The 13607-nt window shown below is 65.7% G+C and carries 11 protein-coding genes; 1 reads left to right on the top strand and 10 read right to left on the bottom strand.

Translation table 11 applies throughout. The annotated features are described in order from the left end of the window. The first annotated feature begins 136 nt into the window (after nucleotides 1–136). Nucleotides 137–1447 (top strand): aspartate aminotransferase family protein, encoded by a 1311-nt coding sequence (locus tag IEV64_RS14640; RefSeq protein ID WP_188424230.1) that lies wholly within the window; start codon nucleotides 137–139, stop codon nucleotides 1445–1447. 33 nt (nucleotides 1448–1480) lie between these two features. Here IEV64_RS14640 and IEV64_RS14635 read toward each other — a convergent pair whose 3' ends face one another. The 10 genes from IEV64_RS14635 to IEV64_RS14590 all read right to left on the bottom strand — a co-directional run bounded on the left by IEV64_RS14635 (nucleotide 1481) and on the right by IEV64_RS14590 (nucleotide 12886). Then, nucleotides 1481–2011: an Lrp/AsnC family transcriptional regulator gene (locus IEV64_RS14635; protein WP_007274222.1), complete on the bottom strand. Its 531-nt coding sequence runs from the start codon at nucleotides 2009–2011 to the stop codon at nucleotides 1481–1483. Nucleotides 2012–2216: 205 nt separating this feature from the next. Continuing rightward, nucleotides 2217–3332 (bottom strand): S-methyl thiohydantoin desulfurase family protein, encoded by a 1116-nt coding sequence (locus tag IEV64_RS14630; RefSeq protein WP_188424229.1) that lies wholly within the window; start codon nucleotides 3330–3332, stop codon nucleotides 2217–2219. After that, nucleotides 3329–4417: an S-methyl thiohydantoin desulfurase family protein gene (locus tag IEV64_RS14625; protein WP_007274224.1), complete on the bottom strand. Its 1089-nt coding sequence runs from the start codon at nucleotides 4415–4417 to the stop codon at nucleotides 3329–3331. The genes IEV64_RS14630 and IEV64_RS14625 overlap by 4 nt, the downstream gene beginning before the upstream one ends. Next, nucleotides 4417–5961, bottom strand: a complete 1545-nt coding sequence (locus tag IEV64_RS14620; protein ID WP_188424228.1) for a hydantoinase/oxoprolinase N-terminal domain-containing protein — start codon at nucleotides 5959–5961, stop codon at nucleotides 4417–4419. The genes IEV64_RS14625 and IEV64_RS14620 overlap by 1 nt, the downstream gene beginning before the upstream one ends. Further along, a complete protein-coding gene (locus tag IEV64_RS14615; RefSeq protein ID WP_188424227.1) occupies nucleotides 5954–7045 on the bottom strand; it encodes an S-methyl thiohydantoin desulfurase family protein in 1092 nt (363 codons plus the stop codon). The genes IEV64_RS14620 and IEV64_RS14615 overlap by 8 nt, the downstream gene beginning before the upstream one ends. Continuing rightward, complete coding sequence (locus IEV64_RS14610; protein ID WP_188424226.1) at nucleotides 7042–8115, bottom strand: ABC transporter ATP-binding protein; 1074 nt, start codon at nucleotides 8113–8115, stop codon at nucleotides 7042–7044. Before IEV64_RS14610 ends, IEV64_RS14615 begins: the two co-directional genes overlap by 4 nt. After that, entirely contained in the window at nucleotides 8108–9220 is a 1113-nt protein-coding gene (locus tag IEV64_RS14605) for an ABC transporter ATP-binding protein (protein WP_188424225.1), read from the bottom strand. The genes IEV64_RS14610 and IEV64_RS14605 overlap by 8 nt, the downstream gene beginning before the upstream one ends. Next, nucleotides 9217–10116: an ABC transporter permease gene (locus tag IEV64_RS14600; protein WP_007274228.1), complete on the bottom strand. Its 900-nt coding sequence runs from the start codon at nucleotides 10114–10116 to the stop codon at nucleotides 9217–9219. Before IEV64_RS14600 ends, IEV64_RS14605 begins: the two co-directional genes overlap by 4 nt. Beyond that, nucleotides 10113–11144 carry an ABC transporter permease gene (locus IEV64_RS14595; protein ID WP_007274229.1) on the bottom strand — a complete coding sequence of 344 codons (1032 nt, stop codon included), beginning with the start codon at nucleotides 11142–11144 and terminating at the stop codon, nucleotides 10113–10115. Before IEV64_RS14595 ends, IEV64_RS14600 begins: the two co-directional genes overlap by 4 nt. Further along, nucleotides 11141–12886, bottom strand: a complete 1746-nt coding sequence (locus IEV64_RS14590; protein ID WP_188424224.1) for an ABC transporter substrate-binding protein — start codon at nucleotides 12884–12886, stop codon at nucleotides 11141–11143. The genes IEV64_RS14595 and IEV64_RS14590 overlap by 4 nt, the downstream gene beginning before the upstream one ends. Between the last annotated feature and the right edge of the window lie 721 nt (nucleotides 12887–13607).

Genomic DNA, 13607 nt, shown 5'->3' with positions numbered 1-13607 from the left:
GGCGAACGCAGTCGAGTACGGTGCCACCAGCTACGTTCGAGTCTGGAGCACCGGTTTCGACCCGATACAATCGGCGTTTTCTGAACTTTATCCCACGTAGAACAATTTATTAGGATTCAGTTTAGAACTTGTGTTCATGAGAGAACGGAAGACGAACTCGTCGGTCGAGGCGGCGTACGACGACTATCTCATGCCGATTTGGAAATCGCTGAACGTCCCGGTCGAGCGGGCGTCCGGCTGTACCCTCGAAGACTTCGACGGCAACGAGTACCTCGACGTGTTCTCCGGCATCTCGGTGACGAACGTCGGACACAACAACGAGGCCGTCGTCGAGGCCGCGACCGAGCAGTTAGAGGAGTTCGTCCACGGCTGTTCGTACGTCCACCCCAACCGGCCGGTGGCCGACCTCGCGGAGACCATCGCCGAGGTGACGCCGGGCGACCTCCAGAAGTCCTTCTTTTGTAACTCCGGCACCGAGGCGGTCGAGGGGGCCATCAAGCTCGCCCGGAAGTACACCGGCTCCAAGGAGGTCATCTCGCTGGAGATGGGCTTCCACGGCCGCACCCTCGGAAGCCTCGCGCTCACCGGCAACAGGGCCTACAAGCAGGACATGGCCCCGACGATTAACGACGTGGCTCACACAGCGCCGCCGTACGCCTACCGGTGTCCCCGCTGTGATGGCGACACCTGCGGCGCGGACTGCGCCGACGCGCTCGAACGGGTCATCGGCTCGCACACCAGCGGCGACCTCGCGGCGGTCGTCGTCGAACCCGTCATGGGCGAGGCCGGCATCGTCGTCCCCTCGGAGGCGTGGCTCAAGCGCGTCCGGGACATCGCCCACGACCACGGCGCGCTCCTCATCGCCGACGAGGTCCAGATGGGCTACGGCCGCACCGGCGAACTGTTCGCCACAGAGCACTTCGGCGTCGAACCCGACATCCTGACGCAGGCGAAGGGCATCGCAAACGGCCTGCCCCTCGGCGCGTTCACGGCCCCCGCGGAAATCGCCGACGCGTTCGGCTCCGGCGACCACCTCTCGACGTTCGGCGGCAACCCCGTCGCCTGCGCGGCCGCGCTGGCGACTATCGAGGAACTGCAGAACGGCATCATCGACAACGCCCGCGAGAACGGCGAGTGGCTCTCGGCCGAACTCGCCACGCTCGAATCCGACTACGACGTGGTCGGCGAGGCCCGCGGCCTCGGGCTGATGCAGGGCATCGAACTCGTCGACCCGGAGACGACCGGCCCGCAACACGTCGCGCCCGCCCCGGACAAGGACCTCGCGGCCGCGGTCGGCGAGCACCTCCGCGAGGAGTCCAACGTCGTCATGGGCGTCGGCGGCTACTACAAGAACGTCATGCGCTTCCAGCCCCCGCTGACGATTTCGCAGGCGCAACTCGGCGAGGCCGTCGACGCGCTCCGCGCCGCGCTGGACGACCTGGCCTGAACAGGAGTCCTCCTTACCGCGCTCCCGACCGATTCAGGGGCGGTCCAGCTCTTTGTCCCACGCCTTCCACGTCTTCAGAAGCGGGATGATGGTGTAGTCGTCGACGATTTCCTCGCCGTCGAAGAGGTCCCAGACGTACTCCTTCAGCGCGTTCAGGTCGGTGTGCCACGCGCTGAAGACGAGGTCGTACTCGCCGAGACAGGAACTCGTGTTGTAGACGAGTCCCTCGTCGATGAGCATCGTGATGAACTCGGTCCGCACGTCGGAAGAGACGTGCTGATTGAACGAGACGAGCACCTGCGCGTCGGCGAGGTCGGCCTCCTGGAGGACGATGACCGCGAGGATTTCGAGCACGTCGCTCTCCTGAAGCTTCTCGCGGCGGCGACGAACCGCGGTCCGGGAGAGACCGACGCGCTCGGCGAGCTCCGTGTCTGAGATGCGGCCGTTCTCGTTGAGCGCGCGGAATATCTCGTAGTCGTGCTCGTCGAGGTAGTTTTCGAGGACCGCCTCCGGCGTGTTCGGGTCGGACGGGGCGTCGGCGGACGTGAGGTCGGGGTTTTCCATGGTCGGATGTATTCGGGGGTTCGATTTGAAACTGCTGGTGGCGTAAACGAATCAAAACGACACGTGGGTTGTGCCGAATTGGCTAGTCAACGCGTCGGGGCGGGGTGGTGGTACGAGTTGGTTCGGTCGCGGGACGCCGCGCGAAACGCGGCGTCGAGGGCGATTCAGCGGTTAGGACGGCGGTGGGACCGCGGCGACTGCGTCGTCACCACCCGGTCTCGTCCCGCGAAAGCGGGTCGTACGGAACCTCGTACCCGAACGCTTCGGGGCCGATGACGTCGAGCGCCTCGGGCGTCGTGAGCAGTTCGGGCGCGGGAACGCCGAGGACGCGGACGCGCTGGCCGTACCGTAGCGCGTCGGTCATGACCGGCGCGCCGGTGTCGGTGTCGACGAGGCAGATGAGGTCGGGGACGGTCGTGAGAAGCTCGCCGTCGTCGTCCCGCGCGACGAGGAACTCGTTTTGGAACTCGATTTCGAGAGTCGCGTCCTCGTCCAACCCGGCGAGCGTGACGCTCCCGAGGGCGAAGCCGTCGCGGTTGCGCCGGTGCACGTCCACGATTTTGCCGGCGAACAGCTCCTCGCCGCCGAGGAGTTCGCGACCGGCGTCGACGGGGTCGGTGCCGGCGTCGCGGGCGCGTTCGACCGCCCGCCCGAGTTCGGTGGCGAGCGAGACGGTGTGGGGGACCGCGTACTCCGAGACGAACTCGCCGGTCATGAGCGGGAAGGCGTAGCCCGAGCGGCCGCCCATCTGAACGGTGATGGCCCGCGCGAGGTCTTCGAGGCGCTTGGCCGAGTCGATGTCCCGGTAGACGACCTGATTGCCGCGCTCGTCGGTCGTCGCCGCGTAGTTCACGGGCGTCCCGTAGATGAAGAACGTGTCCATCTGGAGTTCGGGGAACGCCCGGCCCATGCCGTCGGCGTCGACCACGGGGAGGTCGGTCATCGCCCCCACGCACAGCGGGGCCATGCTGTTCGCGCCGCCGATTTCGCCGGGGATGAGCGCGTCGACCGTCTCGCCGGAGAGGTCCTCGATGGCCCGAAGCGACTGCACTTCCTCGTCGCCGCCGGCGAACTTCTCGACGCTGATGGTGGGCGCGCCCATCCCGCCGACGCTCGCCACGGTGGCGTCCGCCGGCAGGTCCCGCGGGTCGACCAGTTCGACCGAGTCGGGGTAGGCGTCGTCTTCGAGGAGCGTCTGCAGGCGCAGGCGGCCGAGGCGGGGGTTGCCGCCCCCGCCGGTGCCGAGGATTCCCGCGCCGGTGCCGAGCGCTTCGAGGTCGTCGAGCGTTATCTCCGTCAGGTGTGGGATGTCGAAACTCATGGGTGGTCCGCGAGTGGTTCGTAGGTCGCTTCGAGGCCGAACGACGCCGGCCCCCACACGTCGAGCGCGGCGGGCGTCCGCATTATCTCGGGCGTCCGAATGCCGAGCACGCGGACCCGCGCCCCGTACCGGAGGCTCTCGGTTGGAATCGGACCGCCCGTCTCGCGGTCGAGGACGGTGATGAGGTCGGGGACGGTCGCCACGTAGCTCCCGTCGACCGCCGCGCCGAGGTTCTCGTTTTGGAACTCGATGCGCATCGTCGAGCCCTCGTCGCCGTCGAGGCCGTCGATATCGACGTGGCCGAAGACGAACCCGCGCTCGGTGCGGCGCTGGACGTCCACGATTTTCCCCTCGAACAGCGACCGCGCCTCGCCGTAAATCGACTCGCGGGTCACCTCGCGGATGGCGCTCATCGCGTCGTCCTCGGCGAGTCGGAGCGCGCGGCCGAGGTTCTTCGCGAGCGACATCGTGCCGGGGATGGCGGTCTCTTTGACCTGCGTCCCGGTCATCGGGTAGTCCGAGACGTAGGCGACGCCGCCCATCCTGACGGTGACGCCGCGGGCCAGCCACTCCAACTGGTCGTTGTCCTCGGTCTCGATGAGGCAGGTGCTCCCCTGCTCGTCGCTGACGGCCGCGGGCGTCCCGCTGACGCCGTAGATGTTGAACGTCTCGTGTTGGAGTTCGGGGAACGCTCGGCCCATGCCGTCGGCGTCCACCACGGGAAGCCCGCGGCGGGCCGCGACGGCGAAGGGGAACGTCGAGTTGATGCCGCCGCACTCGATCGGCATCGTCGCGTCGGCGGTCTTCCCGAGTTCGCGCTCGATTCGCTCCATCGAAGTGACGGCTTCCCGCCCGCTGGGGAGCTTCTCGACCGAGACGGTCGGTGCGCCCATCTGGGCGGTCGGGATGACGAAGTCGTCCGCGTCCAGTTCGTCCGGGGGGAGAAGCTCGACGGGGCCGAACTCCTCGATGGCCTGTTTCGCCACGAGCTTGCCGACGTGGGGGTCGCCCCCGCCGCCGGTCCCGAGGACGGTCGCGCCGAGCGCGATGTCCTCTATCTCCTCGACGCCGATTTCGACCGTCATCAGTGGTCGAGCGCCCCGGCGGCCTTCACCTTGATTCGCACCGCGTTGCCGGGCAGGTACGAAAGCGGGACCTCCTCGACGTCGACGATGTCAACGCTTTCGGGGTCCGCGCCGGCCGCAAGCGCGTTGTCGGTGGCCTCGTCTTTCGCGTGCTGGATGGCCTCCTCGCGGTCCATCTCGTCGAGGCTGTAGATGCGGTCGACCTCGCCGGAGACCTGCGCGATGGCGACGCCGACGGCGTTCGCGACCTCGTAGTGGTCGGGCTTGTGGACCTCGCTCGCGCCCGCGATGTCGTCGGGGACGAGGATGCTCCCGCCGCCGACGATGACCACGGGGACCGGCTCGGCGCTCGTCTTCATTCGGTCGACCTCGCGCTCGACGCGCTCTCTGACGTACTCGCGGGCGGCCTCGACGATTTCACCGTCGACGTCCGGCGTCTCGGAGCCGATGTCGATGGTGCCCGCGGCGACTTCGAGGTCGGTCGCGGTCAGCGTCTCCCCGCCGAAACACTTCGCCTCCTCGGCCAGCTTGTAGCCGACGCTCTGGGGGCCGACGGTGACGCCGCCGTCGGTCGAGACGATGGAGCCGCCGCCGATGCCGATGGCGATGATGTCGGGCATGCGGAAGTTGGTCTTCACCTCGCCGATTTCGACGGCGACGCTGCTCTCGCGGGGGAAGCCCTCGGTGACCGCGCCCACGTCGGTCGTCGTGCCGCCGACGTCGACGATGATGCCGTTTTCGACCGCCGAGAGGTACGCCGCGCCGCGAACCGAGTTCGAGGGGCCGCTGGCGACCGTGAAGATGGGGTAGCGGATGGCGTAGTCGACGCTCATCAGCGTCCCGTCGTTCTGGCCGAAGTAGAGGTTCGCGTCGATGCCGCGTTCGTCCATCGCCTCGACGAAGGCGTTCGCGGCCTCCGAGGCGACGCTCGTGAGCGCGGCGTTGAGCGCCGTCGCGTTCTCGCGTTCGAGCAGGCCGACGCTCCCGATTTCGTTCGAGACGGAGATGGGCACGTCGTCGCCGACCTCCTCGCGGATGAGTTCGGCGACCCGCGTCTCGTGGTCGTCGCGGACGGGCGAGAAGACGCTCGTCACGGCGAAGGCGTCCACGTCGGCGAACTCGCGAACCTGCGCTCTGACCTGCTCCTCGTCGAGGTCGTTGAGGAGTCGGCCGTCGAACTCGTGGCCGCCGTCGAGGATGGCGACGTTGTTGCCGATCGCCTCGGCGAGGTCGTCGGGCCACTCGAGAAGCGGGCGGATGCTCTGGGTCGCGGGCGCGCCGATTCGGATGACGCCGACCTCGTTGAGGCCGCGGCGCTCCGTGATGGCGTTCGTCGCGTGGGTGGTGCCGAGCATCACGTAGTCGAGTTCGTCCTCGGAGACGCCGCTGTCGTCGAGGACCACGTCGAGGGCGTTGAGGATGCCCGACGTGATGTCTTCCGTGGTGGGGGTCTTCGTCTTCGCGAGGAGGTTGTCGTCGCCGTCCATGACGACGGCGTCCGTGTTGGTGCCGCCGACGTCGATTCCGATTCGGTAGTCAGTCATGTTTGGGTTGCTGGAGAGTTTCGATTGGTTCGTAGTCGATGCTGTAGTCGAAGTACCCCGGCCCGACGAGGTCGAGTCCCTCGTCGGTTCGCCACTTCGGCGAACACGGCATCCCGATGACCCGCACCCGGTGGCCGTAGGCGAGTCGCTCGGTGGTGACGGGGTCGCCCGTCTCGGCGTCCAGGACGGTAATCAGGTCGGGGGTGCTCGCCACGACGCCGCGCTCCGAGTCGCGGGCGACGAGGTTCTCGTTCTGGAAGTCGAGGGTGAACGTCCGGCCCTCGCAGTCGTCGATGCCGTCGAGGGTCGCCTCGCCGACCGCGAAGCCGCCTTCGGTTCGGCGCTCCACGTCGGTTATCTTCCCCGCGAACAGCTCGTAGCCGTCGGTGAGGTCGAGAACCGCCTCGACGGGGTCCCGCGAGCGGTGCTTGGCGGTGCGAATCGCCTCGCCGATGTCGTGGGCGAGGGACATCGAGTCGAGAATCGCGTGCTCGCGGACCTCCGAGCCGGAGAGCGCGTAGGTGCCTATCATGCACGCGCCGCCCATCTCGATGCTCGTCACGCGGGCGAACGCCTCGGCGTACTCGTTGCTGACGGTGTTCACGAGAAGCGAATTGCCCTTCTCGTCGGCGATGCTCATCGGGGTGGCGCTGACGCCGCCCATCGTGAGCGTCACCATCTGCACCTCGGGGAACGCCCGGCCCATGCCGTCGGCGTCCACGAGGGGGAGTCCGAGCGCGGCGGCGACGGCGATGGGGACGGTGCTGTTCAGCCCGCCCGCCTCGATGCTCATCGTCGCGTAGGCCTCCTGTCCGAGGTGCGTTTCGAGCGCCTCGAAGGCGGAAAGCGCCTCGGTTCCCTTCGGCATCTTCTCGACCATCACGGTCGGCGCGCCGAGCATCGCGCTCGGGATGACGAGCGCGTCGTCGGGCACGTCGCGCGGGTCGATGAGGTCGACGGGACCGTGCTCTTCGATTGCCTGCTGTGCCATCAGCTTCCCGATGTAGGGGTCGCCCCCGCCGCCGGTCCCGAGGACGGTCGCGCCGGTGGCGAAGTCGTCGATGTTGTCTGTGGTTATCTTCATGGTTCGTGGGTGTTCGATGCGACCGTCTCGTCGGCGACCGCCGCGACGGCCACCTCGGGCACGTCGTCGAACGCGTCGGCGTACGCCTCGTCGTAGATGTGACACCGGACGCTGGGGCCGGCGTCGACCGCGACGAACTGCGGTTCGTCGGTCGAACACGCGTCGGTCGCGTAGGGACACCGCGTGTGGAACCGACAGCCCGCGGGCACGTCCCGCGGGCTCGGAATCTCGCCCCGGAGCGGCTCGTGCCGCGGCTTGTACGCCTCTTCCTCGTCGGTCGTGACGGGAATCGCGGACAGAAGCGCCCGCGAGTAGGGGTGTCGCGGCCGCTGGAAGACCTCCTGCGTGGGGCCGCGTTCCTGAATCTCGCCGAGGTACATCACGGCCGTCTCGTCGGCGAAGTTGCGGACCAGAGACAGGTCGTGGGTGATAAACAGGTAGGTGAGGCCGAACTCCGCCTGTAAGTCCTCGAGGAGCGCGATAATCTTCGCCTGCACGCTCACGTCGAGGGCGCTCGTCGGCTCGTCGAGCAACAGCAGTTCCGGCTCGACGGCGAGCGCGCGGGCGATGTTCACCCGCTGTTTCTGCCCGCCGGAGAGCTCGTGGGGGTACTTGTTCCAGTACTCGTCGTTCAACTCGACGCGTTCGAGCAGGTCGACCACGCGCTCCCGGAGGTCGGACTTCGCCACGCCGCGGGCCTTCAGCGGGACCGCGAGCGACTTGCCGATGGTCCGCCGTGGGTTCAGACTCGACGTGGGGTCCTGAAACACCATCTGGACGCGCGACCGGAGGCGAGCCAGTTGCTCGTCGGTCGCGTTCGTGATGTCCTCGCCGTCGAACCTGACGGTCCCGCCGGTCGCGCCGGTCAGGCCGATAATCGTCCGCGCGACGGTGCTCTTTCCGGACCCGGACTCGCCGATGAGCGCGAGGGTTTCGCCGCGCTCGATGTCGAACGAGACGCCGTCGACCGCCTTCACGTAGTCGGACGTGCGCTTGATGATGCCGCTTTTGACGGGGAAGTACTTCTTCAGGTCGTCGACTTCGAGCAGGGGTTCGGACACGTCAGTCACCCCCCGTCTGCTTGCCCGGTCGCCGGGTCATGTGGCTCCGGGTCTCCTCGACGGTCGGCCGCTCGGACGCCGGCACGGCCTCGTCGTAGAGGACGCACTCGACGCCCGTCTGCGGGCCGCGCTCGTACATCTCCGGGCGGGTCTCCTCGCACTCGGCGGTGGCGTAGGGACACCGCGGCGCGAACCGACAGCCCGCCGGCGGGTCGAGGTACTCGGGAATCGAGCCGTCGATGCCGGTCGCCATCTCGTCGCCCGTCAGGCGCGGAATCGACGCGATGAGGCCCTGCGTGTAGGGGTGTTTCGGGTTCTCGAACAGCTCGTCTGTCGGCGCGGTCTCGACGATGCGGCCGCCGTACATGACGTACACGCGGTCGCTCACCTGTCGGGCGACGCCGAGGTTGTGGGTGATCATCAGGACGCTCAGGTCGTGGTTCTCGATGAGGTCCTTCAGCAGGTCGAGAATCTGGTCGTGAATCGTCACGTCCAGCGCGGTGCCGATTTCGTCGGCGATGAGCAGGTCCGGCTCGTTCAGCAGGGCCTGCGCGATGAGCGCGCGCTGGCGCATCCCGCCGGACAGTTGCGACGGGTACGAGTCCATGATGTTCTCGGGGTCCGGCATCTGGACCTCGCGGAGCATCTCCAAGACGCGCTCGCGGGCCTCGTCGCGCTCGCCGCTGAAGCGGCGGCGGAAGAACTCCACGACGCCCGTGTCGCTGTCGCCGCCGAACTGCGCGGTGTCGGTGAGCTGTTCGCCGATGGTGAACGTCGGGTTCAGACTCGACATCGGGTCCTGGAAGACGAGGCTCATCCGCTGGCCCTTGACGCGCTCGAACTCCCGGTCCGAAAGCGACAGCAGTTCCGTCCCGTCGAACGTGATTTCGCCGCTGACGCGGGCCGGCGGCTGATTGAGCAAGCGGAGGATGGACTTCATCGTCACCGACTTGCCACAGCCGGTCTCGCCGGCGATGGTGACGACCTCGCCTTTACCGATAGAGAGGTTGACGCCGTCGATGACCTCCGCGAGGCCGTCGAACGACTCGAAGCCGACTTCGAGGTCTTCGACGGTCAAAAGCGGGTTCTCGGCGACCGGCTCGTCGAGTCTCATCGGTTCACCTCCACGTCGAAGAGGTCACGCAGGCCGTCGCCGAGCATGTTGAACCCCATCACGAGGACGAAGATTGCGAGCCCGGCGAAGACGCTCACCCACCACGAGTCGGGCAGGTAGGACGTTCCTTGGCTGACCATCGTGCCGAGGCCGGGCTGGGGCGGCTGGACGCCGACGCCGATGAACGACAGGCCCGCGCCGATGAGGATGACGAAGCCCGCGTCGAGGGTCACCTTGACCAGAATCGGCGACAGCGTGTTCGGGAGAATCTCCCGGAAGAGGATGTGCGGCGTGCTCGCGCCGGCGAGCTTCGCGGCCTGCACGTACTCCTCGCTTCGCTCGCTGGCGACGATGCTCTGGACGAGGCGGGCGTGCCACGTCCACCACAGCGCCGCGATGGCTATCATCGCGTTCGTCAGCGTCGGCTCTAGGGCCGACGTGATTGCCAACGCCATCACGAGCGGCGGTAAGGCGAGCGCCGTGTCGGTCGCCCGCATGATAATCGTCTCAGTCCAGCCGCCGTAGTAGCCGGCGACGAGGCCGAGCAGCACGCCAACGGGGACGCCGAAGCCGAGGACGACGCCCACGAGCATGAGCGACAGCCGGTAGCCGAAGAGGATGCGCGAGAGCACGTCGCGGCCGACGTGGTCGGTCCCCAGCGGGTGGTCGACACTCGGCGGCTGGAGCGTGTTCGAGAAGTCGGTGAACTTCCCGGCGTGTTCGGGGTACGGCGCGACGACGGGCGCGAAGACGGCGAGCAGGACGATGGCGACGATGATGCCGAGACCGATGACGCTCATCGGCCTGCTGGTAAAGCGCTTCCACGACCGTTGCCAGAGTTCGCGGCGCTCGGCCGAGACGACCCGGTCGAGGACGCTCGCCGGTTCGGCGCTCATGTCGCCTCCTCCATCGCCAGTCTGATGCGCGGGTCGACGCGACCCAACAGCACGTCGACGAGGAAGTTGATGCTCACGAACGCGACCCCGATGGTCATCGTGACGCCGACGACGGCGTTGAAGTCGTTGTTCAGCACCGCGGTGACGCCGTAGGACGCGAGGCCGGGCCACGAGTAGACGAGTTCGATGAGGAACGCGTTGCCCAGAAGCGAGGCGTACAACAGCCCCAGAATCGTGAGCGTCGGAATGAACGCGTTCTTGAGCGTGTACTTGTACGTGACGAGCCACGAGGGGAGGCCGAAGCCGCGTTCGGCCTCGACGTAGTCCTGGTCTTTCACGTCGATCATGCTCGACCGGGTGATGCGCATCACCTGTCCGATGCCGGCGAGCGAGAGCGCGAGCGCCGGGAGGATGATGTGCGCCCACGCGTCGACGTGGGCCGCGAGGTTCCCCGACAGCAGGGTGTCCACGAGCAGGAAGCCCGTGAACCGCGAGACGCCCGAGCCGAACTCCGAGCCGAGTCGCCCCGTGATGGGGAGCCATTCGAGCAGGTAGCCGAATATCAGCTGGAACATGATTGCGATGAAGAAGCCGGGCACGCTCACGCTGAAGAACGCGACGAGCCGGGTCGCGTTGTCGGCGAGGCCGTCTTTGTTCTGCGCGGCGACGACGCCGAGCGGAATTCCGATGACGACGGTGAGGAACATCGACACCGTGATGAGTTCGAGCGTCGCCGGCAGGTAGTAGACGATGTCGGTGCTGACCGCGCGCTTCGTCTCGAGGCTCGTGCCGAGGTCGCCGACGAGCAGGCCCCGCATGTAGTCGAGGTACTGCAGGGGAATCGGCTCGTTCAGGCCCATCTCGGCCGCGAGCGCCTGCACCTGTTCTTCCGACGCGAGCGCGCCGAGGGCCATCCGCGCGGGGTTCCCGGGGAGCACTCGTGACGTGGTGAAGATGATTATCGACAGGCCGATGAGACTCACGAGGATGCCCGCGAGCCGGCGCACGAGGTACTGCCAGTACTTCATTCTTGGTAGAAGTCGGGGAACCAGTAGTCGAAACTCATCGACGGGCGGAAGGTGTAGCCCCGCACGTCGTCGGCGAAGGCGTGTTTCTTCGACTGGACGAAGATGAACAGGTCGGGGTACTGGTTCGCGATGCGTTCCTGTACCTCGGCGTACAGTTCGGCGCGAGCGTCGGCGTCGACCGTCGAGCGCGCCTCGTCGATGAGAGAGTCGACGTTCTCGTCTTCGAGGTGTTCCATGCTCATCCACGTCGAGGCGGCTTCAGAGTGGTACTGGTTGTAGAAAACCGTGTCCGGCGAGGGATACACCGGGCCGTAGAACACCTGATTGATGTGCGGCGTGTCCTCGACGCTCGTGGCGAGTTCGGTCATCGTCCCCCACGTCTGGGGGTTCAACTCGACGTCGATGCCGATTTCGTCCATGTTCTGCTGGAACAGAAGCCCCATCTTCTCTTCGAGGCCGTAATCTTTCACGTAGGTGTTCTGGACGGTGATGTCGCCCTCCTCGTAGCCGGCGTCGGCGAGAATCTGCCGCGCCTTCTCGGGGTCGTAGGTCGGCTGGACGATGTCGTCGTTGTGGACGCCGAACGAGGTCGGGAGCGGCCCCTGCGCGGGGAGCGACCCCGGCGCGATTTCGTTGCGCGCCGTCTCGTAGTCGAAGCCGTAGGCCATCGCCTCGCGGACGGCGGGGTCGTCGGTCGGGGCCTTCTGGGTGTTGATTTTGAAGTAGAACGTCGTCACCGTCGGGACCGACTCGACGCGGATGTCGTCTTCGGCCGCGAGCGCCTCGTAGGTCTCCTCGCTTTGGTACTGGCTCGACATGTCGAGTTCGCCCGTCTTCATCAGCGAGCGAACCGTCGGGTCGTTGGTGATGATTTGGACGGTGACGTTGTCGTACGCGCCGTCTTTGAACGAGCCCCAGTAGTCGGCGTAGCGGCTGAACGAAATCTGCGCCTGCCGCTCGAAGCCCGCGAGTTCGTACGGCCCGGAGCCGGCGTCGTTGTCGTTGAGGAACGACTGGCCGTAGTCGCCGCGGTCGCCGAAGTCGCCGTCCTCGGCGTTGTCGAGGACCTGCTGTTTGTCGACGACGAACAGTAACACGAGCGTCGCGAGGAACGGCGAGTGGACGCGGTCGAGCGTGAACGACACCGTCCGCTCGTCCTCGACGGTCACGTTCTCCTTCGAGAGCACGTTCCCGAGTAGCGACGAGTAGCCCTGATTGATATCGAGGAAGCGCTCGGCCGAGAACTGCACGTCCTCCGCCGTGACGGGGTTGCCGCTGTGGAACGTCGCGCCCTCGCGGAGCGTGAACGTGTATGTCTGGTTGTCGTCCGAGACGGTCCAGTCCTCGGCGAGGTGTCCCTGTAGGTTCCCCTCCGTGTCGGGGAACACGAGCGGGTCGTAGAGGTTGACCAGCGCGAGCACCTGCGTGTAGTCCGTCCCCTTCGCGGGGTCGACCGTCCCGAAGCGCTGGGTCGCGCTCATGCGGAGCGTCGAACTCCCGGAGTCGCCGCCGGACGACGTCTCCGTCTCCGTCCCCTCGCCGTCGCCGCCCGAGGCCGTCGTCTGCTCTTCACCGTTGTAGCTCTCACCGCCGCCGGAACAGCCGGCGAGACCGGCGATGCCGGCCGTCCCGAGGACCTTGAGGAAGTTCCGACGACTCGCCGCGTCTCCGAACCGAGCGCGGATTGACTCCGATTTCGACCCCACCTGCGACCGCGTCTGTGTGATGTCTTTTCTCGACATACGTTACTCATTCTCACAGAGTTGCAATGGCACATAAAGATACCGTATAGTAACCTAAAACAATATTCTCGGTTCAAAGTGGAATGCTGTATGAACAATATGGAACAACGTGGTTGTGTGTCTTCTAGCACACCACTCGGTTTGCGGTGGTAATCGACCGACACCGCCCTCCTCTACGGAACCACGTCCTGTCGCGGGTAACGACCGGGGCCGGTTTCTCCGCCGTCGACTGCTCTCCCACGCGCGCATCCGCGATTCATCCCTTTGTCTCCGCGACGAGTCGCGATTCCCGGGGATACCGTTATCGGTTGGTCTTCCACGAAGATTTATCAAAATAATATATAACAATCCTCGTTGGTATTTCTAAACGAGATATACCTAAAATAGAATAAGTCCCTGAAAAACAGTACATTTAGAATCTATATCCGAATAAATATAGATAAAATTATTTAATTAGGGTATATATTCGAGCAAAGTATTCTAAAATATATTCTTCTCGGAAACTCAATATGACATTTCGAACGTTGCTTACTCAAACTATCAAAATAATTTTATACTTCTTCTCGGATTCTGTTCTGTGCCAAGTCCGTAATTCGGACAGTGCTGTGTCGCTTCCGTTGGACAACGTCCCTCTCTATCTTGTTTCTAAAATTGGAATTGTAATTGACAAAACGGAGCCTCACGACCGGGCGACCGACTCCGAGCCCGTCGGACGACGTTT

The sequence above is a fragment of the Haloferax sulfurifontis genome, from assembly GCF_014635105.1.
Taxonomy (GTDB): Archaea; Halobacteriota; Halobacteria; order Halobacteriales; family Haloferacaceae; genus Haloferax; species Haloferax denitrificans.
Note: the sequence above shows the minus strand (reverse complement) of the source record. Positions and strands in the feature narration are given on the sequence as shown.